Raw genomic sequence first — 25,003 nt, 5'->3', positions numbered from 1 at the left:
CCCTGACACACAAGGGTGGGCCCGGGCACGGGTTCGAGCGCAACGGAAGCAGTGAAAAAGTGGTGCCCCTGGCCCGACTCGAACGGGCACTTCCGAAGAAAACGGATTTTGAATGTATTTTGTTTATAATTTTTTGGTTACAAATACTTGATTTTATTTGATTATTTTTTTCGCGAACTTGCTGTGTGTAAGTTTATGTGAAACTTTGCGGCAAAATTCAGTTAATCCAAGAGCCTCGCACAGGGCTACGTGTGCACCCCAAATCGCGTACCGCAAGTCGGGACCCAGATAGCGGTTGCACATATACGGTACCGATTTTGGAGATAGCTCGAAACGCGACACTTAACCGTCGATCGCCAGTTCCAATTCCGAAATAGATTCAATTTGATAAGGGAGTTGCGAAAAATCCCAAATTTCGTTTAAATGGATCAACAAGAAATTACACCCAATGGTAGCATGCTGATCCGACCATACCGCTATGAAGACCTGAATGATGCCGAGTTTGAGGAACTCTCGAACAGCATATGTACGCAGCTGCTCGGCCTTGGAACAATTTCATTTTCTGCCGGCCCTGATGGTGGACGAGACGGAAAGTTCACCGGAAAGGCTAACGAATGGCCAAGCGCCACGGAGCCAGCGTCAGGCCACTTCATAATTCAAGCGAAATGGACCTCCAATCCCGCAGCGTCGGTCAGCGACAGCGACTTTAAGAAGGTCGTCGACAAAGAGATTCCCAAGATCGAAACCCTCGTCGAAAACGGCGAGCTCGATCACTACCTCCTTTTCACCAACCGGAAGAAACCTGCGAATTCGACCCAACTTGTCATCGATCGAATAATTGCTGCTGGCGTCAAGAGCGTTGGAATTTTTGGAATCGAGGAGCTGAATCGCCACCTGCAATCCAACCCGACCATTTGGTCAAATCTCGGATTTCCGGAAACTAGTCGACCATTTCGCGTGGACCCAACCGATCTCAATGACCTTGTGTCGTCATTCCGCGATGCCGTTGAGAACGGAGGCGATCAATTCGATAGTGCTCGAAACTTCACGTATCTAAAGCAAGCAGAGAAGAATAAGATCAACGGCGTCAGCGCCGATTACGCAACCTATATGCGAGAATCATCGCTACCCCATTTCGCTGACATTCAAACGTTTCTCCAGGATCCGAGAAACGCCGAGGTCAAGTCGATCTACCACGACGCAGCGGACGATCTTAAGCAGAAAATTCTAGTGTTTCGTGACCAATTCGATTCATTCGACAAGGTCCTGACTTACATTCATGACTTGGTCACGAACGCCAATGACGCACTGCGCACCAGAAAGCGGTTCGTGCGAGTTTTCCTTCACTATATGTATCATGACTGCGATATCGGTCAGCATGCTTAGTCCAACCAAACACCTCGACCTTGATCGCTCCGTACTTTGGGTCTCGAGTATCATACTTTCCGAGCTTAAGCGGCGACGCGTTCTCTCGTTCGAAGCTGTTCGGAAACTCATCAAACGGCGCGTCAAAGACGATAATGACATCGTGCTAATACCAGCGCTCAGCTTTTTGTACTTGGTTGGTCGCTTAGATTATCACCTCAAAACGGATTCGTTCGAGTACGCGGATCATGGAGGCGATGCCGATGCAATTTAGTCGCCTCTATTCGAACAAACCGACTGTTTTTGAACCGATAGATTTCAATTGTGCCGATGCTGCAAACGTATTGAATTTGGTTCTAGCAGACGTTCAAAATCCAAAAGAAAAAGGTAAAGACTCCCACAATCTGGGGAAAACAACCCTCATTCATCTACTTGAGTTCTGCCTACTCAAATCAATAACCAGCACGTCGCACATACTGGAAAAGCGTCGCGACCGCTTTGTTGAATTCGTCTTCTTCGTTGAGCTCGCTCTCCACGATGGGGGCTTCGTGACAATCAAGCGATCGGTGGAATCCAATACCCGCATATCCATAAAGCGCCATATTGAACGAGGGGAAGACTTTACCGACCTCGCCGATGACGAATGGGACCATGACGACGTAAGCCTCGAAGCTGCCATCAAGCTCCTCGACTCTTATCTAAATCTCCAAATCGTTGCTCCCTGGGGGTATCGAACCGGAGTTTCCTACTTTCTGCGGACGCAAAATGATTATTTGGACGTCTTCCAGATCCAAAAATTTGTTCAAGGAAAACACAGAGATTGGAAGCCATATTTGGCTCGCATCTTCGAACTCGACCACGAAGCCGCGCAACTCAAGTATGAAATCGACCAAGATCTCGACGATGCAGACCAAAAGTGGAAACGAAAGAAGGCCGAGATCCTCGACGAGCACAGCGATCGGAACGCGCTCTCAACTCAGATCGAAATCAAACGGGACGAGTTATCTGAAGTCGAAACTCAATTGGATGATTTTGACTTCAAAGGAGAAGAGCGCCGTATCAATCGCGAGCTAGTCGATGCGGTAGAACGAGATATCCAAGAAGTCGGCCGCAACCTCTATGCAATTACCACCGACATCGAGCAAATCGATCACTCACTTTCGACCGGGCTACGATTTGACCTAAATAGGGTGCAAGAAATTTTTTCTGAAGCCGAAGTGCATCTGCCAAACGGGCTTACTCGTGACTACGAGGAACTGGTCGAGTTTAACAAAAAGCTGACCCGGGACCGCGATGCTGCGCTTAAGAAACGTAAGCGTGAACTTATTGAGCTTCGTAGCAACACAGAGGCCAAGCAAGACGAGCTAAATGAGCGACGACAAGAGTATTACTCCATAATTAAGACTGCAGATTCCTTCAAAAAGTACAAAGCGCTTCAAAAGCAACTGGCGAAGCAACGGGCGGAACTCGCTATTTTGGAAGGGCAGCTCAAGCGTCTTGACGAACTTTCGGAGATAGAAGCAGAGCGAAGGGAACTCAAGCGACAGCGTGATGCCTTGGTTCAGAGGATGGAAGTCAGTCTACGCCAAGAAAATTCTCGGAAAAATCAAGTAGTTGTTTTGTTTAATCGCTATGTTCGCCGCGTGTTGGGCATCAACGGCGAGTTTGTCATTCGTCAAAACGGAGAAGGAAATTTCGATTTCGGCATCAAGACGACTGACCGTCTTGGCAACGATACAAGTCAAGCCGACGGAAAGACCTACAGCCAACTTATTTGTGCGCTGTTCGATTTGGCCGTTCTGAAGGTGCTAGAGAACGAACCATTTTTCCATTGCGTGTACCATGATGGCCTACTCGAAGGTCTTGATAATAGAAAGAAGATGGCAGTTCTTTCGCTTATTCGAGAGTTCATCAAGGATGGCAAAGTTCAATACATTTTCAGCGTAATCGATTCCGACCTCCCTCGTGATGATGACGATAATAAAGTAGCGTTCACCGACGAGGAGATCATCTTGCGGCTAAATGACAGCGGTAACGATGGCCTCTTATTCAAGATGCCTCCGTTCTAATCACCATTCCCTTGGTGAGACACCCGGCATTCCCTCGGAGCCGACACGCATCCAACCAGCACCGCCTCGCAGCGATCGTCATACCCCCGAAGCGGGGTTGACCGAGCAAGAGCGACGCTATGCTGACCGTTAGGCTTCTTAGGTCAGGCTAGCTGTTCATTAGCTAGATTGATCTCGTACCGGGCACTTCGACCGGCACCGACAGGTAGCAGCGCACCTATCTCGGCAAGATGCTGCAGATCCCTTGTGGCCGTCGCTTTCGACACCTTGGCCATGGACATGTATTTGCGCGCATTCATGCCGCCCTGGAACCCGTCAGGCCCAGCTTCCAGCATCTTCACAACGACCTTGTTTTGACGCTCTGATAACGCGTCACCATGGCGATCGAAGAACCGCGCCTTTGCGAGGATGAAGCTCACTTGCTCATCCGCCCTGTCTTGGGCTTCCACAATGGTGCTGACGAAGTAATGCACCCATTCGGTGACATCATTGGAGCGCTGCGCGCGCTTCAACGCATCGTAATAATCATTACGCTTTCGCTCGATTGCCTCAGACAAGCTGAGCACAACCGGGCGCCCGAGCCCTTGGGACAACACCTTCTCAGAAAGTGCCCGTCCGACACGACCATTACCGTCTTCGAACGGGTGGACGCTTTCGAAGTAGACGTGCGCTATCGCGGAGCGAACCGGTGCCGGCTGCATGGCCGCTGACCCATCTGGCGCACTGTCATTGAACCAATTTATGTAGCCCGCCATCTCGTCAGGGACGCGATCTGATGGTGGCGCTTCATAATGAACCTTCCATTTGCCGTAGGCACCAGACACGACTTGCATGGGCTCATCGCTGGATCGCCATTGCCCAACGCTCAGCTTTTCAGGGTCGGCAACGCCGCCTAAGAGAAGCTGGTGCCAATCAAAGAGCATTTGATCGGTGAGAGGGGCGGCATACTCGTTGCGAACACGAAGCATCAGCTGCGCCACGCCTTTGGCGCGCTCATCACTGACTTCTTCGGGTTCGGGACCAACACCGAGATGCTTCATCAGAGAAGAGCGAACGTCCTCTCTGCTGATGAACTCACCTTCGATTTCGGAGGTCTTCACAGCCTCGGCCACCATCAGCTCGATGATGGTTTCGATTTGCATGCTGTCTGGCAGACCGCTAAGGGCACCACTTACACGCCCCGCTTTCTCGGCGAATTCGTATAAAAGCCCCTGTATTTCCGCGACTTCAAAGCGGAATTCAGGCCAATCTTTTTGCTGCCAATTGTACTTCATGAGCCGATTGTACCACTTAATCGGCTCACAAAACAAACTAATTATGAGCCGATTAGAGCTTCTAATCGGCTCACAGCGCTAAATCAAAGCAAGCTGTTGGGCGCTCGGGTCAGGGATTCCGTACACTTCTCGCGCCATCGAGATGGTTTGAGAGCCCGAGAAAATGGGCTTGTCTCGAACTTCATTTGGATGGTCCCAATCAGCCCAGATGCGCAAGCCAGACCCTCGATAGGATACGGACATCCGACCAGGTCCACAGGAACCGCCTGCGATGCCAAGAACCTTTTCAAGAAACGCATGAAGTTGGTCATCGGTTGCTCCATTGACGAGTTCGTCACCGTACCAGCGCAAAAGCGCGCTGGTCGCGATTTCGAATGCGGTCCGCTTGTCCGCATATGAGAGGGCCGCGCTCATGACGCGGCCTTCTTGTTTGATTTGCGAGATGGCTTCTCGGCGCTTCTTGCGTCATCCAAGAGCATCACGACGCCGTCCGGTGGCAATGCGTCCAGCTTGAGGCGAATGTGGCCACCCTTAGTGGTCCAGGCTGCCCCGATCTCACGCCAGAATGATTTCCGGCCGGTGGCTTCATCGCCATCGCGAACAGCGAAGGCGCGAAGAGCGGGTTGAGCGAAGTTTGTCATGGTTGTGTCTCCTTTGGTTTTTGGGCTGAAACACGTCCGTCGTGTTCCAATCGCGGATCACCAAAGGTCGATGGGAGGGAGCTTTGCTGCCCTGTAACCGTAGGCGGCGTTAGCCGGGGCTTAGCGGAGCAAACCCCACGCACCTAGATTTGCGTTTCTTGGACGACGAACGGATGAGGGACGCCAAGAACCGTGGAGCGCCATCGCAACGCGCACAGCTTGAGACACCCGTTTATGCCACAAACAGACGTCCCAGCCGGTCCGCAAAATTGCGCTAGAGATCGTCGCCCCGACCAGAAGGGGAGACAAAACACTCGTGCGCTTGCGACATCGGGCACAGCATCAAAAATGCGATAGGCTCGCACTAGCGAAAACCCTACGTTGGCATATGAAACGAATTGGTTTGTAAATTTGCCATGCTTGGAGGAATGGGTTGGCTCTAAAAGATAGACCTGATCCGGCATGGTCCGGACGCGTAGTTCTCGAGCCAGGGTGGGCCCTGTTCCGGGGACAGACGGGACACGCGACCTTCCATAAGCACTACGCCGTGCAGATCATGTTTTCGGCCAAAGACGATCGGGTCAAGAGTGCTGGAACGAAGAGCGCCTCCAAGGGTAGGGTGACGATAATTTCCTCAATGGAACCGCACCAGGTCACCTCGTCATCGCATGTGACGGACGTGCTATTCGTCGACCCCCTTCGATACCAGCACCTGGCAGAAAGCCACGGTGCCGATGCATTAGCGTGCGCTAATGTCGATAGCTGGATCTCGCATATCAGATCCGCCACCGCAAAACCCAAAGATTTGCGCATCGCAGAACTCCTGCGGGAGCTCGACGAAATGGAGGAGCTAGCACCAGGTTATTCAGCTCGTGATGCCGCAAGGCAAATCAATCTCTCGTCGTCGCGATTTTCCGCGTTGTTCCGGGCCGAGATGAAACTACCATTTCGACAGTGGGTGCTTTGGTCTCGGTTACAACGGGCGTTGAGCGTCATACTTTCGGGAAGCGACCTAACTAGTGCAGCTTATGCAGCAGGGTTTTCAGATTCTGCTCATCTGGCTCGAACGATGAAATCGATGTTCGGCGTGAGCTTAAGCAAAGGCATCGCTCCGCTAACGCGAATTAGTATCTAGCGCATCGACTTAAATGGTCGAATAAGCTGACTCCAATAATCGGTAGGGTAGTCTGGCTCGCCTTCAATGCCGAGATCGTCCGATGTGAAAGTGCGGTTGGGATCAAAGGACGCTGTGCCGAGCAACCAGTCCCATACCATAGTGAATAGGCCGAAGTTGACATCACCTTCACGGGCGGAATTGAGATGATGGAAACGGTGCGCCGGAGCCAGCGCAAGAACGTACTTGAACGGTCCGACACGCACGTCCGCATTTGAGTGCTGCAACAGGAGCTGAAGCGCGATGGCGACCACTAGCAACCAGGCTACGTCTTGCTGCACACCTAGTAAAATTATAGGAAGCACCCCACACACGCCTTCTATCAATTGATGAAGCGGATGTTTCATTAGACCGTTAAATCCATACATGCGTTTAACGCTGTGATGAACCGCATGAAATCGCCAAAGCCAATTAATCCGATGACTCGCGAAATGAGCCATCGTAATCCCGAAATCAACGATGCCTATCGCCAACAACAACTGCCCCCAAAGCGGCCAGTGACTTGGCCAGACCCCAAAATTCGGCAGCAGGGCGGCCAGAAACGGCAAACCCAAGATCGATAAGAAGTTCGCGCCCTCATTGACCACAAAGTGTAGTCGGTCTCGCCAGCGGTCTTGGTGAGAGAGGTTCCAATCTGGATTGTAGGGGATGAGTCTTTCGACCAAAAACGAGACGAAGATCACGCCGACGATCAGGGCCGCGAGCCAGACATGGTGGGCCCCCATAGATACAAGGGTTAGAGCCAGTGCGTTGCCACCCAAGAGAACAAAAGGCACAAAACCCAAGCGCAAAACCCAGCGAATTCCATTCATTTGATACACCGTTCAAGGATTGTCGAACGACATAATGGCGAGCGGCGATACCGTTGGCTTGAACGTTTCAACTGACTCCATCGAACCCCGGGCCGAGCCCGCGGATCGTAGCGTTGATACCTTGCTACGATCCGCAGAGCCTGTAGTGCCGGTCCTCGAAATCGAACGTCGTATTGACGTTCGATGCACAGCCGCGGAGTACAGTGCCTTGTCATCAGTCACGAGCGTGCTCTGTCTCCAATACCGAAACATGCCCGCCCGGTTTTGGTGCGAACCACCGATGTAGCGCTGGCAGTACGAGCAAGGTAAGGACGGTTGACGAAACGAGTCCGCCCATCACAACGGTCGCTAGCGGGCGCTGCACTTCAGCACCTACTCCAGTCGCAAATAGCAATGGCGCCAAACCAAGCGCTGTCGTGAGCGCTGTCATCAGCACCGGCCTTGCTCTCAGTCCTGCCGCTTCAATAGCGAGCGCATTGTGGTCGCGGCCTTGCCGCGCGAAGTCGTCCATAAAGCTGACGAGCACCATTCCGTTACCAAGGGCGATACCGAAAAGCGCAATAAACCCGACCGTGGCTGGCACCGAGACTGGTAATCCTGTTAGCCACAAAGCGAGGGCGCCACCGGTCAACGCGAGAGGAATGTTCAGCAGGATCAATATCGCTGACTTGAGCCTCCCAAATGCGAGTAACAGGATGAGAAGAACTATTCCCAACGTAATCGGTATCACCACGGCGAAGCGGGCATTGGCCTGTTGTTGCAGTTCAAACTGGCCACCCCATTCGACACGATAACCAGGCGGAAGGTCTAGCTGACTGGAGGTCGCCGCTTGCGCATCGGCAACAAAGGAGCCGATATCGCGCCCGCGAACATTGAGCTGCACCGTTATGAAACGCTCCCCATTTTCGCGCGTTATCTGACGAGGACCGACAACAGTTCTTATCGAGGCGACACTTGAAAGCGGCACCCGAGCACCACTCTCGCTTTCTAGGATAAGTCGGCCAATCGCCTGCGCATTGTCACGCCGGTTTTCGTCAAATCTGACGACCACTGGAAACTGGCGAACCCCTTCAAAGAGGACGCCGGCTTCCGCCCCGCCGACGGACGCGCTCAGCGTATCAAGGGCTTCCTCCACTGAAAGACCATATCGGCCTAAGGCCGCGCGATCGACCGAGACGACTAACTGTGGCGCGCCGGTGATCTGATCAGCCTGCACATCACTCGCCCCGCTGACACGTTGAAGAATTGATTGTAGTTCCTGCGAACCTTCCAACAGCACATCCATGTCAGGACCGAAAATTTTTACCGCGAGCTGAGCTTTCGTGCCGGTTAGAAGTTCATCAACCGACATCGCGATCGGTTGCCCGATGTTCACTCTGATTCCCGGAAAGGACTCCAGATCTTCGGATATTTCTGCACGCAGGTCGGTCGGTGTGAGGCCGGGTCGCCACTCTGACCTTGGCTTCAAAGCGACAAAGGCCTCAATACTGTTTACCGGGTCAGCGTGAGCCCCGACCTCGCCTCGGCCAATTCGACTAACAATGGAGTCAATCTCAGGGAACGCCGCCAGCAATCGACGTTCAAGTCGTGTTGATGTCTCGCGCCCCTCGGTGAGCGATATTGATGGAGCCATAGAGACCCGAAGTAAGATATCACCTTCTTCGAGAGCGGGTGTGAACTCCGAGCCCAATCTTGAGCCCGCCAACCCTCCGATGACCAAAAGTCCAAGCGCTAACGCAACCGCAGCAAGGCGTGCGCGGACGAACACGCTTGCGACAGACTTGACCACGCCGGCGATTGCGCCCTCGCCAGACGTATTGTGTTTGGGTGGCTTGATTAAGCCAAAGGCCATGGCGGGCGCGACTAGCGCGGCGTAGAGGAGCGATCCTGTCATGGCAAGGGCGGCAGACGCAGCAAGCGGCCGGAAAGTCTTACCCTCAACACCTTCCAGCGAAAATAGAGGCAGAAACACAATAATCACGACTGCGACGGCTGCGATTAGCGGAGCGATAACTTCCGCGGTCGATTTGGCGACCACATCGCGAGCGTCCTCGCCATTCCGCCGTTCCCGGAAACCTCGGTCGACATTTTCGGCAATGACGATAGCGCCATCAACCATCATACCGATGGCGATGGCGACACCTCCCAAAGACATTAAATTTGCGCTAATGCCCAACACGCTCATCGAGATGAAGGCGAAGCCAACCGAGAATGGAATTGACAAGACCACCACTAGGCTAGGTCGCCAGCCACCGAGGAAGATAAACACGACAACTGCGACCAGTAGAGCACCTTGCCAGAGCGCGGTCGTGACGGTCGAGGCCGCCCGTCTAACCAGTGTACCCTGATCGTAATATGGAACGGCGCGTACGCCTTCTGGCAGGGATGCATTGATCTCATCGAAGCGCGCGTGTGTGCGCTCAATCACATCAGACGTGTTCGTACCATAGAGTTTAAGAACGAGGCCGGCGACCGTCTCGCCATTGCCGTTGGCAGTCGCGAGCCCTTGGCGCGTACCACCGCCAATAACGACCTCTCCAAGATCGCTCACTCTGATCGAACGACCGTTGACCGTGCTAACCGGCGTTTCTGCGAGGTCGGAAACCGATCGTGCCAAGCCGACACCACGCACGGTGTATTGTTCCGCGCCTACTTCGATGAATTGCGCACCGGTCGTGCGATTTGCGCTTTCTAGAGCACCGATTACATCTGCCACCTCTAAATCATAGGCGATCAGAAGATCGGGATTGAGACGAACTTGGTATTGCTTTTCGAAACCGCCAAGCGCTAGCACTTCGGTCACGCCTTCGACGGATTGAAGAGGGTACTTAATCATCCAGTCGGTGATTTCGCGGAGTTCGGTCAGATCATAGGCGCCAGTCTCATCGACGACGCGAAAGTACATGATGATGCCTAGTCCGCTCGAAATGGGCCCGAGCTGGGGCGTCCCGAAACCATCTGGGATGGCTTCGCTGGCCTCTGGTAATCGCTCGCCTACGACCTGGCGTGCGAAGTACACATCCGTGCCATCCTCGAAATAGATGTTTACAATGGAGAGACCGAAATTTGAGACCGATCGGATTTCCTCGACATCTGGAAGACCGGACATCGCGGTTTCGACTGGGAAGGTTACATAGCGTTCGACTTCTTCTGGAGAGAGCCCTTCGGTTTCGGTGAACACCTGAACCAGCGAGGGTGAAGGATCGGGAAACGCATCAACTGGAAGCGCACGAAAGGCAAACAGCCCCCCTACGGTGAGGGTTAGGGCCGCGATGGCGGCTAGCAGCCGGCCGCCGGCAAGGCGGTGCATTAAGTTTTGCATATCTCTAACTTCCTAGTCGTCATCATCACCGAAGGAGTCTCTTTCGAGATGTGCTTTGAGCGTGAATGCACCCTCTGACACGTAGAACTCTCCTTCATCGAGGCCAGACAGGATCACGGTCTGGTTGCCGGATTCAGTTCCCGGCTCCACGGTCCGCGGCGCAAATCCGTCATCAGTTGGAACGAACAGACTCGTTCGACCCGCAACTTCAACGATGGCCGCCGATGGCACTTGGAGGCGGCTCTCGTCGGCCCCGGTTGCAATCTCAGCCGTTGCGAACTGACCGGGGCGCATCCGCCGGTCAGAATTGTCCACAACCATGCGGGCGGTCGCCATGCGCGAGGTTTCGTCTATCGTCGGCAAAACGGTCGAAATCACACCTTCTGCTAACTGAGCCCCCGTTTCTGACCGAAGGACGACGGCCATGCCGGCTTCAACGATTGCTGCGTCCTGCGTGTAGACCGCTATGTCAGCCCATAGGACGCTGTCATCAACAATGGTGAAGAGAGCTGGGGCGCTTGCGTCTTCTGCCGATACTGCTGCGCCAAGGATTGCTGTTCGGCGCGCAACCACACCGCCGATGGGAGCCCGAAGGCGGGCCTGGGCGAGTGTTAGGTCGGGCGCATCGCCGAGAGATGCGAGCTCACTGCGAGGAACGCCCACAGCAATGAGCTTGTTCTCAACGCCTTCGCGTGCGGCGCTGGCCGCGATGAGCGCAGCGCGGGCAGCCTGCAGGTCAGCCTCGGGTGTAATTCGCTCTGCAAAAAGCGTTTCCTCACGTGCCAGGGCTTGCTGGGCAAGGTTTTCGGAAGTGGCGGCTGTCAGAAACTCAGCCTTCAGGTCGGCGAGTTCACGACTGGAGAGGATTGCCAGCGATTCATTGGGAGAGACGAGATCGCCTTCGGTCGCTGTAATTTGGATGATCCGCCCGCTCACTTGCGGTGAGACTGCGGCGACGCGATCTGCATCAAACCTCAACTCGGCCGGGAGAGAGAGAAACTGTCTCAGGGGAGTACGTGTCGCGCGCGCGGTCACAATGCCAGCCTCTGACGCCACCTCCGGGCTTAACTCAACTTGGGCAGATTGTTCGCCATCATCGTGATCCACTTCCGTTGCGGAGGAACGATCCGAGTCTCGGTCCCCACCATTGCCACAAGCGGTAATGGCCAAAGTAGCGGCGATGACCGCGAATAGATGCGGTTTACCAATCATCGGATATCTCCATCAAAGGGGGCTGCCCCAATCAGAGCTCGCAGACGCAGCTCTGCGCTCTGCAAGGCAAACTCTGCATCAATCACAGCGAGTTGGGCGCTCAACAGGGCCGCGCGGGCATTTAGGGTGGCGGTGAGATCGAAACGACCAATCTGATAGCCACGCGAGGCCGCCTCGTAGGCCTCCGTCGCCGCGGGCAGCGTATCGTGTTTTAGGATTTGCAATCGGCTTTGTGCCGTGCGTTGAGCCGCAGCTGCAGCCCGTTGCTGGGCTAACAAGCGTTGTTCGGTAACTGCTCGATTGAGTGTGGCGGCATCGCTCCGGATCGCCGACGCTCGCGCAGCATCCCGCCCGCGATCGAAGATTGGGAGCGGCAGGCTAACACCCGCGACGAAAGCCTCATCGCCGGTCTCTTCAAACCGCCGGATTCCTGCCGATACGCTTATGTCTGGGATGATGGCGCTTCGGGCAAAGCTGGTTTCGGCCTGTCGGACACGAACGGCTGCATCTGCTGCATTTAGCGCAGGGTGTGTCACGTCTGCTTCGACTTCCGCGATGGTGGAATTAAAGCTCACTCCCATCGGTGCTGAGAATGTGGGCTCGGCACTGCCCCACAGGAGAGCAAGCGCGTATCTGCGGCGATCAATACCTGCCTGCGCCGTTTCGACAGACGCGCGCAAAGCGGTCGCGTCCGCCCGCGCCCGCGAGAGCTCCGGTGGTGCCGCAGCGCCCGCATCGACTCGGCGCGCCACAATGCTCACCAGTTCATCCGCTAGATCCGCACTTTCTTCTGCAAGGTTTCGTAATTGGACGGCTGCCACCAACTCAGCAAAGACGATCGCGGCCTCTAGTTCAGTCTCCCTCAGGATAACCGCGCATTCCGCGCTGGCGAGCGCCTGGCGAGCCCGCGCAGCTCGTTCCTCGAGCGCTCGCTTCCCTCCAAGACGGAGCGTTTGTTCTAATGCGAATGTTGATTCAGTTTGATCAAAACCCGACAACGCGTTGCTGCCCGCAAAATTCTCCAGTTCGAGCGATAGGGTCGGGTTGAGCCGCCGCCCGGCTTGGTCCGCCTCTGCACCGAGGGCGCGGGCCTCCAATCCGGCCGCGCGAACAGCAGGCGAGGCGTGGCGAACTTCTGAAAGTACGGTGAAAAGTGTTAGGGGCCTTCCCGGCGAAATTTGTGGCGAACCGCCAATCCGTCCATCGCAAGGTGAGGCCAGCGCGCCTTCGGTCAATGCGGCGAGCGCCAGGGCTGCGGTAGCGCCCTTTAGAAAAAATGACATGTTGTATGCTCCTCAAGCGGATCCAGCTAAAGCGTGCCCGCAAGTGCGGACCGATGTTCTGCTAAGGATCAGGCTCGAGGGGGACGATAGAGACTGCCGATCGGTCGAGATCGCAAACTGTCGACTGGCTGCGGTCTAGCTGAGGGCGCGCCACTCGGTGCCAAACCTGCCTCGTATGATACTTGTCGCGTTTTGAACGCGTGACAGGGGCCGCAATTTTTCCCACGGTCTTCGTGTTCTCCCCGACCTTCGTCCCGCTGCTCGGCGCTGTTCGCCTCTTGGCCAATCACGCAAGCGATAGCGAACTTGTCGTCACATAGCTGGGCATCAGCTATGTGCGCCAACAAAAACGCGCAGGCCACGAGAAGTGAGGCTGCAAGTTTTAGCGTCAGGCCGATCGGCAAGAGTATATTGGTCGATGCCGCTATGATTTCGCCTCTACTCAGTTATCCAACACCCAATTTGGTGAGCAAAATGGATTCGTTCAGATTGAACTACGAAAAGCCTTACTTCCTATAGCGGCTGTAGAAGCAAGCGGTTTTCGAATTTTTTTACATTGTCTCAATCGTGGCGGCTGCCAATTCACTAGAGGCAGGTTGATTGCAGACCCTTGTTCTTGAGTGACGCGCACATACTCGCTAACTACCGGACCCGACCATCATCATCACGATCGCGTTCACGCTGACGGCGCAGCCGTCGCTCGATCTCACTCAATTCGTCCCGGTCAAGAGCGTCTTGACGATCGAAGCCACCGGATTTCTTCCGCTGCGCCTCATGGCTCTTCCAGTCCCCGAAGCGCGCTTCGAGCATCGCTAGACGATGCTTCTTGCCGCCGACTTGGGAGAGCTTGGCGAAGCCCTTCCCATCGCTGAAGATCAATCCTTGGCCCTTGCCATGGATACCGAGCCCGCGCTCGGAAACCCGATCTTCAAGATCATTCCATGAGGATGCCTCATCGAAGTGCGGCCGAATGAACTGGCGCAACTCACCGATCTTATCTTTGCCCCAGGCGACAAGCGCGTTGACGTCAAACCCGCCTTCAGCCCGCTTCTTCAAACGCTCCCCAAAGCTCAACACACGGGAGAGCCGTCCAGGCACCTGCTGTAAGCCTAACTCCCTCTCTTGGGTTTTGAGAGAGCGTTCAAGGCGGGTCTTGTAGCGCCACTTCGGCCAGGCCTTACCGGTTTCCGGATGCACCCGATTGACCAGAACATGGAGATGCGGGTGTTCGGTGTCATTGTGACAAACGATCACCGACTGATGCTCCGACAAACCGAGATCTGAGAGCGTTCGATCTGCAACGCCCGCCATGGCGTCCGGCTCGAGCTGCTCGTCGACTGGCCAACTGACAGAAAAATGAAAGACGGGATCTTGAACCCGTCGCGACATCCGCGCCGTGGCACGCATCATCGCAGGATAGGTGTCCGGATCGGTTGTCGGCAGATTGCGCGCCTCTGCCCATTCGACCCGCTCAGGTCGATCGCCACGCTGCCCCGTGGCGAGATATCGGGCAAGGCCGCCAAAGCCGGTTCCGGTCTGAGCTTCTCCGATCACAAGAAAGCTCAGCCGAGCCGGCGCACAGCGGACAGGACAGCGTCCAGGGTTGCGTGTACCGCGGGAGCGGATACCACGAAGCCGGCGTTGGCCTGCTTTGCGAGCTGATTGAGATTGTTCCCAATCGAGGTCAGCTGGCGAATGGCATCCGCTGTGACGCGTGCAGGTTTCGCTTGGGGACGGGCCCCGAGCGCACATGCACGCACGAAGGCCGCACGGGTCTGATCGCAAGTCTCCGCCGCTTCGTTTATGGCCGCCAACTCAGTTGGCGTGACATAGACGTCGATCCGCTCGGATCGAACCTCGGCGCGTGACTTTCGATGACCCTTTGGCGGCATTCGTTAAGCCCTCCTGGCACTTGAAGGACAAGCAGGATATGCCTTGAGGACACACTTCGTGTGCTTCGAATGGTATACATGTAACGGAGCATTTTTGCCCGTATACATCCTGCTTGCTCTCACCCAAGTCGATCTCATCCGCAGAAATATACTCCAGGTTGAAACGCCGAGCTATAGCACAACCGACACATGTGACGTTGCACCGATGCTTCACCCCAAGCACCGTGGCACATGTGTCACGAGGGCCTGACGAGTCCCCATCTGGGGACTCTAGGAAGGCTCTCGCCAAGAAGCCGTCACAAGACGGATTCTTCTTCAAGAAGGGGGAGACACAATTGGCCGGGCAGAGGCCAATTTGGATCTCGCTTCAGGCCGCAGGCCCAAAGGGTGGGAAAGGGTGGGATAGCGCCAGCGTTTCGCCCCTCCTAAGGGGCGAGAAGTCTCGAACTCGTGATCGATCTGCGCCCTAGAACGACTTGCATCTGTAGTAACTACAGATGTTATTGTGGCGACATGTCAGTAGCGGGTACAGATCAAAGTTGGCTCTCAAGAGCGCTTTCGAGTGGCGGCGTGCTCGGAGGCTTCGCCGCTTTCGTGGGCGCGTCGTGTTGCGTCATCCCGATATTGCTTGTGCACTTCGGATTCGCGAGTGGGTTGGTCGCGAAACTCGGCTGGTTCGCGCGTTGGCAACCTTCCTTCTTTTGGACATCTGCAGGATTGCTCGCCGTTGCAGCGTCCTATGCAATATGGCGCGGCCAAGCATCAAGATCATTTTGGATCTGGTGGGTGATCGGAACAACGTTCCTCATCGCCGCATTCATCCTGCCGCAGTACGAGTTCAGACTTCAAAGTTGGGTTTTGGATTGGACGCGGAGGTAATATGGCAGACGCTAAACCGACTTTCCGTTTCGACGACGCTGGCACAATTCCACCGCCAGGGTGGATCGGTCGTGCTGCTCGCGCGCTCTTCGGTTACGGCTCACTTTATTGGGTCTATCAGATCGTGAGTTTTGGCGACGTCGGCGCGCTTACCAATCTCTCCGTGATTGGATTTACGCTCTTCGCATTGCAGCTCATTCCCTACACGGTGAACATTGGCTTCGGCATTAAGCTATCGTTCTGGCCACGCCTCCTTGCAGCGCTGGGCATCGCAGCGGCCGCCTATTTGGGTTGGCAATCAACCGGTGAAGTCGCGTCATCATCGCTCTGGAACGCGATCGCGATATTGAACATCTATGTCTACGGGCATCTTGGGATATCGTTCGTGCTCGCGGCGATCTTCGCGACGGCTGGCTGCGAGATGCGGGCTCTCCCGATTTTGATTGGTCGGCTGGCCGGGCGCCGCGCCCGCGATCATTATTGCCCGGGCCCAATCCGGGCCATCGACAACTGGGAACGCAAGCGGTTTGGTCAAAAACCCTAGACTGAGCGCAGCAACAAACCGAGACGACTTGATGAACATCACCCGCGGTAAACTCGCCAAACTCACGGGCTGCCATCTAGAGACTGTGCGGTACTATGAGAGCATCGGCCTCATGCCCGAACCTGCTCGTGCGGCAAATGGGTTTCGAACCTATTCGGATGACGATGTTCGACGGCTCCAGTTTTTGATGCGCGCACGCGATCTCGGATTTGCTGTCGCCGAGGTCCAGAACCTCCTCAGCTTGGTCGACAACAACGCCTATAGCTGTGGTCAGGTGCGAGATATAACTCTCGACCACTTGGCATCGGTGCGTAAGAAAATTGCGGACCTAAAACGTCTAGAAAGTGTTCTTGGTGACATGGCCTCACAGTGCGACGGCGGTGTCGTGCCGGAATGCCCGATAGTTGATGCTCTCTACGACTTCGCGCCGGAGGACTTATCAGCATCGACTTGGAGTAACGCGTCCAGAACGTGACAGCCGGCGTTCGGTTCAATTGAGCACTTTCTGGCCGCCGCGCGCAGCGTGGACGCGACTGATTTCAGTTCCGCTATACGCCCTTCGACCACCTCAATATGGGCGTTGATCTCGCTAGCAACCGCCTGGCACTGGCCAGAATGGTCGCGCTCCAAACGCAGCAGCGCACGACATTGGTTCAGCGAGAACCCTAGATCTCGGAATTGTCTGATGAAGGTCAGAACCGCGATGTGGCGGCGGTCGTAAAGTCGGTATCCGTTTTCTGCGCGGCGAGGCGCAGGCAGCACGCCCTGAGTTTCGTAGTAGCGAATGGTTTCTGCGTGGCAGCCGGTGAGACGTGCAAGCTCGCCTCTCGTAAGTGCCTTCACGCGAGCGTGTGTTTTCGTGTTCATTTTCTCCTTGAGTCTGTAGTCACTACAGGGATTAGCCTAGTTGAAAATCTAGGAATGAGCAAGAAAACGAATGACCGAAATCGAACAATCGAGCGACCAAACACCAGCCCCCCGTCAAAAACGAGGCTGGCTCGCAGCGGGAGGCATTATCGGCGCCATTGTGGCGTCATCCTGCTGCATCTTGCCTTTGGTGTTGGTACTCGCCGGCGTCAGTGGCGCGTGGATCGGGTCGCTCACCGCGCTCGATCCGTACAAGCCCTACTTCATAGTGGTGACGCTGGCCTTTATCGGCGCGGGATTTTGGCACGTCTATTTCAAGTCTGAGCCACCATGCGAAGACGGCTCATATTGCGCAAAACCCCAATCCAACATCATCACCCAAATCGCCCTCTGGGTCGGCTTGGCGATCGTTCTGCTCGCCGCAACGATCGACTGGTGGGCCCCATTTTTTTACTAGGAGACACACAATGAAACGAACATCCACCGTAATACTATCCGTAGCCCTGCTCGGTATCGCAGGAGCCGGTTTGTCGGCATTCAATTATGCGCCGTCAGAGACATCAGCAAAGACGAATATAGTCGTTGCTCAAACAGAAACCGCTACATTCGACATCGAGAACATGACGTGTGCGACCTGCCCGATCACAGTTCGGACTGCGATGAGCCGTGTTGAAGGCGTGGATTCGGTTGAAGTGGACTTCGAAACCAAGACCGCAATTGTTCGATTTGATCCGAGTGTGACAACTGCAGCGCTTGTTGGTCAGGCATCCACCGATGCTGGTTATCCCGCACATGCCTCCAACGCCGAAGATGCCGACCATTCCGAAGCAGAACATCAACACTAAAAGCGCCGCCAGATCACTGGTCAGACGGAGAAGTCACGAATGAAAGATTGCTGCTCAGATGGGAACAATGGCGAATACGACATCGCCGTTGTTGGCGCCGGGTCCGCTGGATTCTCGGCGGCGATCACCGCCGCCGAAGCTGGCGCGCGCGTGGCGATAATCGGTCACGGAACGATTGGCGGCACATGCGTAAACGTTGGCTGCGTGCCATCGAAGGCCCTGATCCGCGCTATGGAAGCGGCGCACTCAGGCGCTGCTGCCCGCAGGTTTGCGGGTGTGTCCGTGGCATCCAGGGTCGATGACTGGCCAGCGGTCCAGGCGCAAAAAGACGCACTTGTTTCGGGTCTTCGTGACAAAAAATACGAAGCCTTGCTGCCCGAATACGAAAATATCGACTACATCGAAACGAAAGCTCCTGCCCGCCTAGTAGAGGGCGGTGTTGCTTTCGACGGGCGGGCAATACGCGCTGCGAAGATCATCATTGCTACTGGCTCTTCCAGCAGCATCCCGCCGATCCCTGGCATCGAAAACGTTCAAACACTAGATTCGACCAGTGCGCTCGAACTAGATCGGCTGCCAGAGAGCATGATTGTCATCGGCGGTGGCGTCATCGGGTGTGAACTCGGGCAGATGTTTGCCCGCGCCGGTGTGCACGTAACGATCTGCTGTCGCACGCGTCTTATACCGGAGGCGGAGCCCGAAATTAGTGCGGCACTCCAGGCTTCATTTGAAGCTGAGGGCATCACGGTCTGCTCTGGCGTTGGCTATCAACGCATCGAGCAATCGTCCTCCGGCGTCCAGCTCCACTGCGAGACGACTGGCGGCACGGATGTCGTCGTCGCCCAGAGCGTTCTGATTGCAGCGGGGCGACGCCCGAACACGCAACATCTTGGCCTGGGCGACGTTGGTGTGGAGACCGACGCGCGCGGCGGCATTGCCGTCGACCTGCTCATGCGGAGTAGCAATCCCTCCATATATGCGGCAGGCGATGTCACAGGTCGCGACCAATATGTCTACATGGCAGCGTACGGCGCGAAATTGGCCGCCAAACACGCCACGTCTCAACCCGTCAAACCCTATGACAATCGTGCGATGCCCTGGGTCGTGTTCTCCGATCCACAGGTTGCTGGCGTGGGCTTCACCGCCGCGGCAGCCGAGGCAGCGGGCTATGACGTCAAAACGTCAATCGCCCCGCTGGACCAAGTACCCCGAGCCCTCGCGGCTGCCGACACGCGCGGGCTTATAAAGCTCGTGGCGGATCGCAAAACTGACGAGCTACTCGGTGCACAAATCATGGCCCCTGAGGGCGCAGATAGCATCCAAACCTTGGTTCTGGCGCTCAAGTTTGGCATGACGACCAAAGAACTTGGCGACACGATATTTCCATATCTAACGACGGTCGAAGGTTTCAAGCTTGCGGCACAGGGCTTCGACAAAGACGTTGCGAAGCTCTCGTGCTGTGCGGGGTAGTTTCTCTATGACAGATCTCGCACAAATCACTGCTGTTCTAGAAGCGGGATACATCGGTGAAAATCCGAAAGATCTTCAGAGGGCGTCGCTCTACATTTATAGAGCGCTGGCCAGTGGGAAACCGATCTCAATTGCGTCTATCGCAGAACACCTCGGAACGCCTTTAGAAACGGCTTCAAGGCTTCTCAACCTTGTTCCTCCAAGCGCGATCGAGCTTGATGATGACGGGCACATCATTGGCTTTGTCGGTCTGAGTTTGGCGCCCACAGCGCACAGGTTCGAAACCGCCGAACGCTCACTTTTTACTTGGTGCGTTTTTGATGCACTGTTCTTGCCATCATTGATTGAGCAGGCGGCCACGCTGCACACAACGTGTCCGAACTCTCATACAGACATAGAAATAAAGGTGACTAGCAGCTCCGTTGCCGCCATTGCACCTGATAGTCCGGTAATGTCACTGGCCAAAACTGACACCAAATCTTGTTGCAAGGATCTCCGGGGAGCCTTTTGTGATCAGGTAAACATGTTCGCAGATCAATCGGCTTTTGACGAATGGAGCTTGGATCGTCCCAACGCGATCAGCGTCTCACTATCTCAAGCTTTCGCATTGGCTCAACAACGCAATGCTTGGCGCTACCCCGACGTCGAATATTAGTGCCTGGAGCACACCCGACTATCGTGTCTCAATCAGACATATCGTCGAACTTTTTGCGCATACTTACCAAACGCGTCACCGAAGGTTCTGCGCATGTGCGGCTCCTCCACCCAGGTAATGAACACGTGGATGATCGCCGTGAACACCAGTGCGGATAGCATAGCGAGACCGGATCCGGCCGCGATCGCAGCACCGAGAAACATGCCGCTGTAGCCGACATATTGCGGATTGCGGGTGCGCCGATAGATGCCGTGCTGGATTAGCTCATCTTCGAGCAAGCCGTAAACGCGTTCCTGTGAACCATAGGCGTAACGCCCGAGAAATATGACGTAGGCGCCACCCAGGAAGAGCCCTCCCCCGAGCGCCAGTGAGATCAGGTTCGGCGCGAACAAACTGCCGCGATCGAGCCACGCGAGAGCAATCGTGGCGACGAAATGCCCGTGCATGATGAGGCCCGAGAAGGCGGCGGTCAGCGGCGACCATTTACCTTGTTGTCGAAACTCAGACCGCGCTCGAAGCATAAACGGGATCGATAGTGCGGCCGTTATGAGAGTGTAAGCAACGACGCCGATGAGCAGAGGGAACATTACGCTTCTCCTGGGTTGGCGGTAGAGCTGTGGTCACGAAGCTCTGAGAGAGCTTGCGAGCAGATGGACCAAGCCGAGCGGGTGAAAATGCCGGCGAGTACGAACGCAAGAATGAGATCCGGCCAAGCCGACCCGGTCAGGGCGACAAGGCCGCCGGCTATCATCACGCCAACATTGCCGATGGCGTCATTGCGGGAACACAGCCAGACCGAACGGACGTTCGCATCGCCGTCTCTCCATTTAAGAAGGATCACCACGCTTACGGCATTGGCGAGAAGTGCCGCGAACCCGACGATGCCCATCGTCTCAGCGACAGGCGGCTCGCCAGAGAATGCGCGGACGAGCGTCATGCTCAGCACCGCAATCGCGATCGCGAACAATAGCCCACCCTTGAAGAGAGCGGCTTTGGCACGAATGGCGAGGCTGGAGCCAATGACTAGGAGGCTGATGGAATAGGTCATCGTATCGCCGGCGAAATCAAGGGCGTCGGCTTTCAGCGATTGCGAACCTGAAGCGAAGCCTGCCGAGATTTCGACGACGAACATCACAAGATTGATAAAAATGACGGCCCACAGGGCGCGTGTGTACGCAACCGATGATCCATCGAATTTTTGGTCGCTTGGGCAACAACTCATTTTCTTGACTCCTACGTTTAAGATGGAGTCTAATTTCTACAGCGACTGTAGAAGCAAGAGAAAAATGCAAAAAGAATTCACCATCGGCCAAGCGGCAGAAACGTCAGGCGTCAAAGTGACGACGATCCGGTATTACGAGAGCGTCGGCCTAATGCCAGAACCGAGGCGGGTTGAAAGCGGACGGCGCGTCTACGGGCAAGCCTCGGTGGACCTGCTCGGCTTTATCCGACATGCGCGTGATCTAGGTTTTACCGTCGAAGCCATTCGAGACCTGATCGATCTTCAGGAGAACCCTGGCACAGATTGTACCAAGGCGGACGAACTTGCGCGGCACCATCTAGTTGAAACGCAAAAACGCATCGAGCAGCTTCGTGTGCTCGAAAGCGAACTTATGCGCATGATCGACGGCTGCGCCGGTGGCAAGGTCGGCTCCTGTGAAATCGTCACAAGCCTCTTCGACCACTCCAAGTGCTTATCGGATCACAAATCAAAGGCTCTCAAAGAGCAATAGTTGACTACTGCTCGTCGTCTTCCAAATTCTGCGACCCTTTCGTCCACGCGAGGAGTAACAACGCGACGCCTACAAATATAAAGACATCGGCCAAATTGAACGTGGGCCAGCGAAGCGCTCGCCATCCAAAGTCCAAATAGTCTGTGACGGCTCCATCTCCGAGCCTATCGATCGCGTTGGCCAATCCGCCCGCGGCAAACAGGACACCGGCGACATTAATGCACTTCGATTTCTGCTGCGCAGTCCAGATCAAGACCGCTACGACCAAGATCAAAGCCACGATTGCAAGCAGATAGGGCATCAGCCAGTGTCCGTTATCGAGCATCCCGAAGCTTACGCCTCGATTGTGGTTCAGCGTAAGCCTAAACCCGGGGAATATGGAAGTCGCGCCCTCCCAAACGGCCAGCTTACTTTCAAGCACCTGTTTTGTGATCAACTCCATACCGACCAAGACCGATATCGCCGTTAGTTGCGCGATGCTCACCGCTCGAGATATCTTCGAAAACCTACTGCTCAAAGCAGCTTGCTTCGCTAAGTACCGATCAACACGCACAAAGAAATTGGCCATAGCGTTCACCGGGACAAATGCTCAGACAGCCGCGGCATCTGCCGCCACAGACAGACAAATTGCATTAGATTGATCACACTTCATCAATCGCATGAACTAGCAAATCACGAACTTCGATGGCCAAACGCGTAAGGTCGTCATTCTCAGTCGCGAGCATCGACGCTACCGGGTCGATAGCGCTTACCTCGATGCCGTTTTCCACCTCCCGCAGGATTACGTTGCATGGCAGCATCGCTCCAATCCGAGGCTCAAGCTCTATGGCTCTATGCGCCATTGTGGGATTGCACGCTCCGAGAATGCGATACGCTTGAAGATCAACATCGATTTTCGCCTTCATCGTGGCTTTCACATCAATTTCCGTAAGGACACCAAAACCAGCTTCAGCGAGTGAACGTCGCGTGCGCTCCTCAATCTCAGCCATATTAGCATTTTCGAACAAACGATTGTGAGTGTAGGGCATAACTTTCCTCGTGCACTTGTGGCCACTATCCTAGCCTCAAAACTTCGGCTCTGGGCTTTTCTCAATTGGGCTGGGTCTCGACAGTAAAGTCTCTAGTGGCTGTAGCATCAAGATCTGTTTCAGCACCACTCGAGTATCCGCTCTAATCTATGGGCTATTGATGGCTTTTAGCGAGCTCGAGCACGCGAGACCAAAAGACTGGCCATTGATTAGTCAGGCGCGTTCGCGAGGGAAGGGGATGTCTGGTATGATCTGGCGAGCACAACAAGCCCACCGGTCGCCGACAAAACAGAGCCCACAACTACCGCAAGATTGACCGTCAGAACCGCGCCAGGTTGCTCAAATGCTAGCCCGGCCACAAACAGGCTCATCGTAAAGCCCACACCCGAAAGTAGGGCTGCACCATAGAGGTGCCCCCAGCTGACCTCTATTGGCCTAGCGCCAATCCTGAGGACAACGGCGAGGCCCACACCCAACATGACACCTACCTGTTTACCAACGAAAAGGCCAAGGATGATGCCGAGACCCAACGGGCCGAAGAATGTCTCGAAGTCGACGCCGCCCAGGTCGATTCCAGCGTTAAAGAATGCGAACAACGGAACGATTAGGAGAGCAACCCAGGGGCTGAGATCATGCTCAATTTTATGGAGGAACTCTCTGCCAGAGACGCGCATCGGGATGCACCACGCAATAATCACTCCGGCAAGCGTCGAATGAACGCCCGACTCCAATACTGAGACCCAAACGAATACGCCAACGAGGACGTAGGCTGTGAGACTTGCAACACGTAGTCGATTAAGCACAATGAGTGCCAACGTGCCCAACGCCGCCATCAGCAGCGATGGCAAACTCAGGCCCTCCGAATAGGCGAGCGCAATAATCACCAACGTGCCGAAATCATCGAATATCGCTAGCGCAGTTAGGAATACTTTCAGCGCGATAGGCACGCGTGACCCGAGCATCGCCAACAGCGCAAGAGCGAGCACGATATCGGTGGCAGCGGGCACGGCCCAACCGCGCACGTACTCCTCACTTCCGTTGTTGAACGCAAGAAAGATCGCAGCCGGAACCAGCATCCCCCCAAGAGCGGCGAACGCCGGCAGTGCGATCTGTTTTGGCGAGGACAGTTGGCCTTCGAACACCTCCCGCTTGATCTCCAATCCGATCAAAAAGAAGAAGACGATCATCAGGCCTTCGTTGATCCACAAAATTAGCGGCTTTGCGAGCTCAAACGAACCGATCGATATTGCAGCCGGAGCATGGTGGATGGCCTCATAGCTATCTGCAAATGGCGAGTTCACCCAGAAAAAGGCGACGAGCATCGACACCAATAGGACCAGTCCGGCTATTGCCGGAGACCGCAGCACGCGTTCAAGCCCAGTCTGGTTGGCCGGTGAACATTCCGTTGAATTTTTGGTCATACATCACCTTCGTTTCCAGACGGACCACGCCGCTGGGATGCGCACGCAGATCGAAACTCTGAAAACGTGGAAGCTGATGGATCAGCAACAAACCTGGCTCGTACCGGCGTGGCATCACGCACGGCGATGGTAAAGCTCGACGCATGCTCCAGCTCCGTCAAAATGCGCACAACGAGATCAGAGTTTTCAATTGAGAGTGTTAGAGGTGACGTTCGGCGCGCAATCGTGACCCAGCGCCGCTCACCTTGCGCGTCAATGAACATTTCAAAGTTCGAATGGAACGGGGAGAATACGGTTACATCTCGAAAATTGAATGATGTTGCTCCATCTCGACACCTAAACTCAAGAACTGGCCCCGGCCTGTCACCGACTTGGGTTGTTAACTGCAGGGTGGCCAGGGACTGAGCCTGTGGAGCTATCTGGAGTACCCAGTTTGATCCGGTGTACGTGACACGCCGAAGAAAAGCATATGGTTGCACCCAGTGGCGCCGCCACCATCGCAACCCTTCATCCTGGT

The 25,003-nt window shown here is 55.2% G+C and carries 26 protein-coding genes; 11 read left to right on the top strand and 15 right to left on the bottom strand.

The features are described 5' to 3' along the window. Nucleotides 1-423: 423 nt before the first annotated feature. From AWH62_RS15015 to AWH62_RS15005, 3 genes are read left to right on the top strand one after another with little or no spacing between them, the layout of a single operon-like run. Nucleotides 424-1,386 (top strand): ABC-three component system protein, encoded by a 963-nt coding sequence (locus AWH62_RS15015; RefSeq protein ID WP_143743091.1) that lies wholly within the window; start codon nt 424-426, stop codon nt 1,384-1,386. Continuing rightward, the gene (locus AWH62_RS17270) at nt 1,280-1,639 is read left to right on the top strand and encodes an ABC-three component system middle component 8 (protein ID WP_366933631.1); all 360 of its coding nucleotides are present in this window, start codon (nt 1,280-1,282) and stop codon (nt 1,637-1,639) included. Before AWH62_RS15015 ends, AWH62_RS17270 begins: the two co-directional genes overlap by 107 nt. Continuing rightward, nucleotides 1,614-3,434 (top strand): DUF2326 domain-containing protein, encoded by a 1,821-nt coding sequence (locus AWH62_RS15005; RefSeq protein ID WP_075191302.1) that lies wholly within the window; start codon nt 1,614-1,616, stop codon nt 3,432-3,434. The genes AWH62_RS17270 and AWH62_RS15005 overlap by 26 nt, the downstream gene beginning before the upstream one ends. 143 nt (nt 3,435-3,577) lie before the next feature. Here the strand turns inward: AWH62_RS15005 and AWH62_RS15000 are convergent, their stop codons facing one another. The 3 genes from AWH62_RS15000 to AWH62_RS14990 form a co-directional block, all read right to left on the bottom strand. Further along, nucleotides 3,578-4,708 carry a Fic family protein gene (locus tag AWH62_RS15000; protein ID WP_075191301.1) on the bottom strand — a complete coding sequence of 377 codons (1,131 nt, stop codon included), beginning with the start codon at nt 4,706-4,708 and terminating at the stop codon, nt 3,578-3,580. A 78-nt stretch (nt 4,709-4,786) separates the two neighbouring features. After that, nucleotides 4,787-5,122, bottom strand: a complete 336-nt coding sequence (locus AWH62_RS14995) for a hypothetical protein (protein ID WP_075191300.1) — start codon at nt 5,120-5,122, stop codon at nt 4,787-4,789. Beyond that, nucleotides 5,119-5,349 carry a hypothetical protein gene (locus AWH62_RS14990; RefSeq protein WP_075191299.1) on the bottom strand — a complete coding sequence of 77 codons (231 nt, stop codon included), beginning with the start codon at nt 5,347-5,349 and terminating at the stop codon, nt 5,119-5,121. Before AWH62_RS14990 ends, AWH62_RS14995 begins: the two co-directional genes overlap by 4 nt. A gap of 556 nt (nt 5,350-5,905) precedes the next feature. Here AWH62_RS14990 and AWH62_RS14985 point away from each other — a divergent pair. Beyond that, complete coding sequence (locus tag AWH62_RS14985; protein WP_233128349.1) at nt 5,906-6,484, top strand: AraC family transcriptional regulator; 579 nt, start codon at nt 5,906-5,908, stop codon at nt 6,482-6,484. Here AWH62_RS14985 and AWH62_RS14980 read toward each other — a convergent pair. The 6 genes from AWH62_RS14980 to mobC form a co-directional block, all read right to left on the bottom strand. Next, nucleotides 6,481-7,335: a sterol desaturase family protein gene (locus AWH62_RS14980; protein WP_011644255.1), complete on the bottom strand. Its 855-nt coding sequence runs from the start codon at nt 7,333-7,335 to the stop codon at nt 6,481-6,483. The genes AWH62_RS14985 and AWH62_RS14980 overlap by 4 nt on opposite strands. Nucleotides 7,336-7,549: 214 nt before the next feature. After that, the gene (locus AWH62_RS14975; protein WP_011644256.1) at nt 7,550-10,657 is read right to left on the bottom strand and encodes an efflux RND transporter permease subunit; all 3,108 of its coding nucleotides are present in this window, start codon (nt 10,655-10,657) and stop codon (nt 7,550-7,552) included. A 12-nt stretch (nt 10,658-10,669) separates the two neighbouring features. Further along, nucleotides 10,670-11,869, bottom strand: a complete 1,200-nt coding sequence (locus AWH62_RS14970) for an efflux RND transporter periplasmic adaptor subunit (protein ID WP_011644257.1) — start codon at nt 11,867-11,869, stop codon at nt 10,670-10,672. Continuing rightward, nucleotides 11,866-13,152: a TolC family protein gene (locus AWH62_RS14965; RefSeq protein ID WP_011644258.1), complete on the bottom strand. Its 1,287-nt coding sequence runs from the start codon at nt 13,150-13,152 to the stop codon at nt 11,866-11,868. Before AWH62_RS14965 ends, AWH62_RS14970 begins: the two co-directional genes overlap by 4 nt. Before the next feature lie 642 nt (nt 13,153-13,794). Beyond that, complete coding sequence (locus AWH62_RS14960; RefSeq protein WP_011644259.1) at nt 13,795-14,706, bottom strand: relaxase/mobilization nuclease domain-containing protein; 912 nt, start codon at nt 14,704-14,706, stop codon at nt 13,795-13,797. An 8-nt stretch (nt 14,707-14,714) separates the two neighbouring features. Then, nucleotides 14,715-15,044, bottom strand: coding sequence for a plasmid mobilization relaxosome protein MobC (gene mobC / locus AWH62_RS17265; protein ID WP_011644260.1), 330 nt, complete (start codon nt 15,042-15,044; stop codon nt 14,715-14,717). Nucleotides 15,045-15,924: 880 nt separating this feature from the next. Here mobC and AWH62_RS14945 point away from each other — a divergent pair. Both AWH62_RS14945 and AWH62_RS14940 read left to right on the top strand, forming a co-directional pair. Further along, on the top strand, nt 15,925-16,467 hold the full coding sequence (locus AWH62_RS14945; protein ID WP_011644261.1) for a hypothetical protein: 543 nt from the start codon (nt 15,925-15,927) through the stop codon (nt 16,465-16,467). A gap of 31 nt (nt 16,468-16,498) precedes the next feature. Beyond that, nucleotides 16,499-16,942, top strand: coding sequence for a helix-turn-helix domain-containing protein (locus AWH62_RS14940; protein WP_011644262.1), 444 nt, complete (start codon nt 16,499-16,501; stop codon nt 16,940-16,942). Here the strand turns inward: AWH62_RS14940 and AWH62_RS14935 are convergent. Next, the gene (locus AWH62_RS14935) at nt 16,882-17,334 is read right to left on the bottom strand and encodes a helix-turn-helix domain-containing protein (protein WP_011644263.1); all 453 of its coding nucleotides are present in this window, start codon (nt 17,332-17,334) and stop codon (nt 16,882-16,884) included. The genes AWH62_RS14940 and AWH62_RS14935 overlap by 61 nt on opposite strands. 70 nt (nt 17,335-17,404) lie before the next feature. Here AWH62_RS14935 and AWH62_RS14930 point away from each other — a divergent pair, with 70 nt between their 5' ends. Genes AWH62_RS14930 through merB form a run of 4 tightly spaced genes read left to right on the top strand, consistent with a single transcriptional unit; the run spans nt 17,405 to nt 20,304 of the window. Continuing rightward, nucleotides 17,405-17,791, top strand: a complete 387-nt coding sequence (locus tag AWH62_RS14930) for a mercuric transporter MerT family protein (protein WP_011644264.1) — start codon at nt 17,405-17,407, stop codon at nt 17,789-17,791. 10 nt (nt 17,792-17,801) lie between these two features. Continuing rightward, on the top strand, nt 17,802-18,179 hold the full coding sequence (locus AWH62_RS14925; protein WP_011644265.1) for a cation transporter: 378 nt from the start codon (nt 17,802-17,804) through the stop codon (nt 18,177-18,179). A gap of 39 nt (nt 18,180-18,218) precedes the next feature. After that, nucleotides 18,219-19,649, top strand: coding sequence for a mercury(II) reductase (gene merA / locus AWH62_RS14920; protein WP_075191298.1), 1,431 nt, complete (start codon nt 18,219-18,221; stop codon nt 19,647-19,649). A 7-nt stretch (nt 19,650-19,656) separates the two neighbouring features. Further along, a complete protein-coding gene (gene merB, locus AWH62_RS14915) occupies nt 19,657-20,304 on the top strand; it encodes an alkylmercury lyase MerB (protein ID WP_011644267.1) in 648 nt (215 codons plus the stop codon). Between the two features lie 32 nt (nt 20,305-20,336). Here merB and AWH62_RS14910 read toward each other — a convergent pair whose 3' ends face one another. Further along, a complete protein-coding gene (locus AWH62_RS14910; protein ID WP_011644268.1) occupies nt 20,337-20,891 on the bottom strand; it encodes a PEMT/PEM2 methyltransferase family protein in 555 nt (184 codons plus the stop codon). Then, the gene (locus tag AWH62_RS14905; RefSeq protein WP_075191297.1) at nt 20,891-21,526 is read right to left on the bottom strand and encodes a cation transporter; all 636 of its coding nucleotides are present in this window, start codon (nt 21,524-21,526) and stop codon (nt 20,891-20,893) included. Before AWH62_RS14905 ends, AWH62_RS14910 begins: the two co-directional genes overlap by 1 nt. Before the next feature lie 64 nt (nt 21,527-21,590). On the opposite strand from AWH62_RS14905, the gene AWH62_RS14900 reads away from it, so the two are divergent. Then, on the top strand, nt 21,591-22,037 hold the full coding sequence (locus tag AWH62_RS14900) for a helix-turn-helix domain-containing protein (RefSeq protein ID WP_075191296.1): 447 nt from the start codon (nt 21,591-21,593) through the stop codon (nt 22,035-22,037). A gap of 4 nt (nt 22,038-22,041) precedes the next feature. Here AWH62_RS14900 and lspA read toward each other — a convergent pair whose 3' ends face one another. The 3 genes from lspA to nhaA form a co-directional block, all read right to left on the bottom strand. Next, nucleotides 22,042-22,605 (bottom strand): signal peptidase II, encoded by a 564-nt coding sequence (gene lspA, locus AWH62_RS14895; RefSeq protein WP_075191295.1) that lies wholly within the window; start codon nt 22,603-22,605, stop codon nt 22,042-22,044. 73 nt (nt 22,606-22,678) lie between these two features. Beyond that, nucleotides 22,679-23,065 carry a DUF302 domain-containing protein gene (locus AWH62_RS14890; protein ID WP_011644272.1) on the bottom strand — a complete coding sequence of 129 codons (387 nt, stop codon included), beginning with the start codon at nt 23,063-23,065 and terminating at the stop codon, nt 22,679-22,681. Nucleotides 23,066-23,274: 209 nt separating this feature from the next. Beyond that, a complete protein-coding gene (gene nhaA / locus AWH62_RS14885) occupies nt 23,275-24,486 on the bottom strand; it encodes a Na+/H+ antiporter NhaA (protein WP_011644273.1) in 1,212 nt (403 codons plus the stop codon). Nucleotides 24,487-25,003: the final 517 nt, after the last annotated feature.

Origin of the sequence: Maricaulis sp. W15 (assembly GCF_001924955.1) — a bacterium.
GTDB lineage: Bacteria > Pseudomonadota > Alphaproteobacteria > Caulobacterales > Maricaulaceae > Maricaulis > Maricaulis maris.
Note: the sequence above shows the minus strand (reverse complement) of the source record. Positions and strands in the feature narration are given on the sequence as shown.

What these genes read in the sequence shown, in the direction of transcription:
- AWH62_RS15015 (WP_143743091.1), top strand. Translation starts at nt 424, where the DNA reads ATGGATCAACAAGAAATTACACCCAATGGTAGCATGCTGATCCGACCA.
- AWH62_RS17270 (WP_366933631.1), top strand. Translation starts at nt 1,280, where the DNA reads ATGACTTGGTCACGAACGCCAATGACGCACTGCGCACCAGAAAGCGGT.
- AWH62_RS15005 (WP_075191302.1), top strand. Translation starts at nt 1,614, where the DNA reads ATGGAGGCGATGCCGATGCAATTTAGTCGCCTCTATTCGAACAAACCG.
- AWH62_RS15000 (WP_075191301.1), bottom strand. Translation starts at nt 4,708, where the DNA reads ATGAAGTACAATTGGCAGCAAAAAGATTGGCCTGAATTCCGCTTTGAA.
- AWH62_RS14995 (WP_075191300.1), bottom strand. Translation starts at nt 5,122, where the DNA reads ATGAGCGCGGCCCTCTCATATGCGGACAAGCGGACCGCATTCGAAATC.
- AWH62_RS14990 (WP_075191299.1), bottom strand. Translation starts at nt 5,349, where the DNA reads ATGACAAACTTCGCTCAACCCGCTCTTCGCGCCTTCGCTGTTCGCGAT.
- AWH62_RS14985 (WP_233128349.1), top strand. Translation starts at nt 5,906, where the DNA reads ATGTTTTCGGCCAAAGACGATCGGGTCAAGAGTGCTGGAACGAAGAGC.
- AWH62_RS14980 (WP_011644255.1), bottom strand. Translation starts at nt 7,335, where the DNA reads ATGAATGGAATTCGCTGGGTTTTGCGCTTGGGTTTTGTGCCTTTTGTT.
- AWH62_RS14975 (WP_011644256.1), bottom strand. Translation starts at nt 10,657, where the DNA reads ATGCAAAACTTAATGCACCGCCTTGCCGGCGGCCGGCTGCTAGCCGCC.
- AWH62_RS14970 (WP_011644257.1), bottom strand. Translation starts at nt 11,869, where the DNA reads ATGATTGGTAAACCGCATCTATTCGCGGTCATCGCCGCTACTTTGGCC.
- AWH62_RS14965 (WP_011644258.1), bottom strand. Translation starts at nt 13,152, where the DNA reads ATGTCATTTTTTCTAAAGGGCGCTACCGCAGCCCTGGCGCTCGCCGCA.
- mobC (WP_011644260.1), bottom strand. Translation starts at nt 15,044, where the DNA reads ATGCCGCCAAAGGGTCATCGAAAGTCACGCGCCGAGGTTCGATCCGAG.
- AWH62_RS14945 (WP_011644261.1), top strand. Translation starts at nt 15,925, where the DNA reads ATGGCAGACGCTAAACCGACTTTCCGTTTCGACGACGCTGGCACAATT.
- AWH62_RS14940 (WP_011644262.1), top strand. Translation starts at nt 16,499, where the DNA reads ATGAACATCACCCGCGGTAAACTCGCCAAACTCACGGGCTGCCATCTA.
- AWH62_RS14935 (WP_011644263.1), bottom strand. Translation starts at nt 17,334, where the DNA reads ATGAACACGAAAACACACGCTCGCGTGAAGGCACTTACGAGAGGCGAG.
- AWH62_RS14930 (WP_011644264.1), top strand. Translation starts at nt 17,405, where the DNA reads ATGACCGAAATCGAACAATCGAGCGACCAAACACCAGCCCCCCGTCAA.
- AWH62_RS14925 (WP_011644265.1), top strand. Translation starts at nt 17,802, where the DNA reads ATGAAACGAACATCCACCGTAATACTATCCGTAGCCCTGCTCGGTATC.
- merA (WP_075191298.1), top strand. Translation starts at nt 18,219, where the DNA reads ATGAAAGATTGCTGCTCAGATGGGAACAATGGCGAATACGACATCGCC.
- merB (WP_011644267.1), top strand. Translation starts at nt 19,657, where the DNA reads ATGACAGATCTCGCACAAATCACTGCTGTTCTAGAAGCGGGATACATC.
- AWH62_RS14910 (WP_011644268.1), bottom strand. Translation starts at nt 20,891, where the DNA reads ATGTTCCCTCTGCTCATCGGCGTCGTTGCTTACACTCTCATAACGGCC.
- AWH62_RS14905 (WP_075191297.1), bottom strand. Translation starts at nt 21,526, where the DNA reads ATGAGTTGTTGCCCAAGCGACCAAAAATTCGATGGATCATCGGTTGCG.
- AWH62_RS14900 (WP_075191296.1), top strand. Translation starts at nt 21,591, where the DNA reads ATGCAAAAAGAATTCACCATCGGCCAAGCGGCAGAAACGTCAGGCGTC.
- lspA (WP_075191295.1), bottom strand. Translation starts at nt 22,605, where the DNA reads ATGGCCAATTTCTTTGTGCGTGTTGATCGGTACTTAGCGAAGCAAGCT.
- AWH62_RS14890 (WP_011644272.1), bottom strand. Translation starts at nt 23,065, where the DNA reads ATGCCCTACACTCACAATCGTTTGTTCGAAAATGCTAATATGGCTGAG.
- nhaA (WP_011644273.1), bottom strand. Translation starts at nt 24,486, where the DNA reads ATGACCAAAAATTCAACGGAATGTTCACCGGCCAACCAGACTGGGCTT.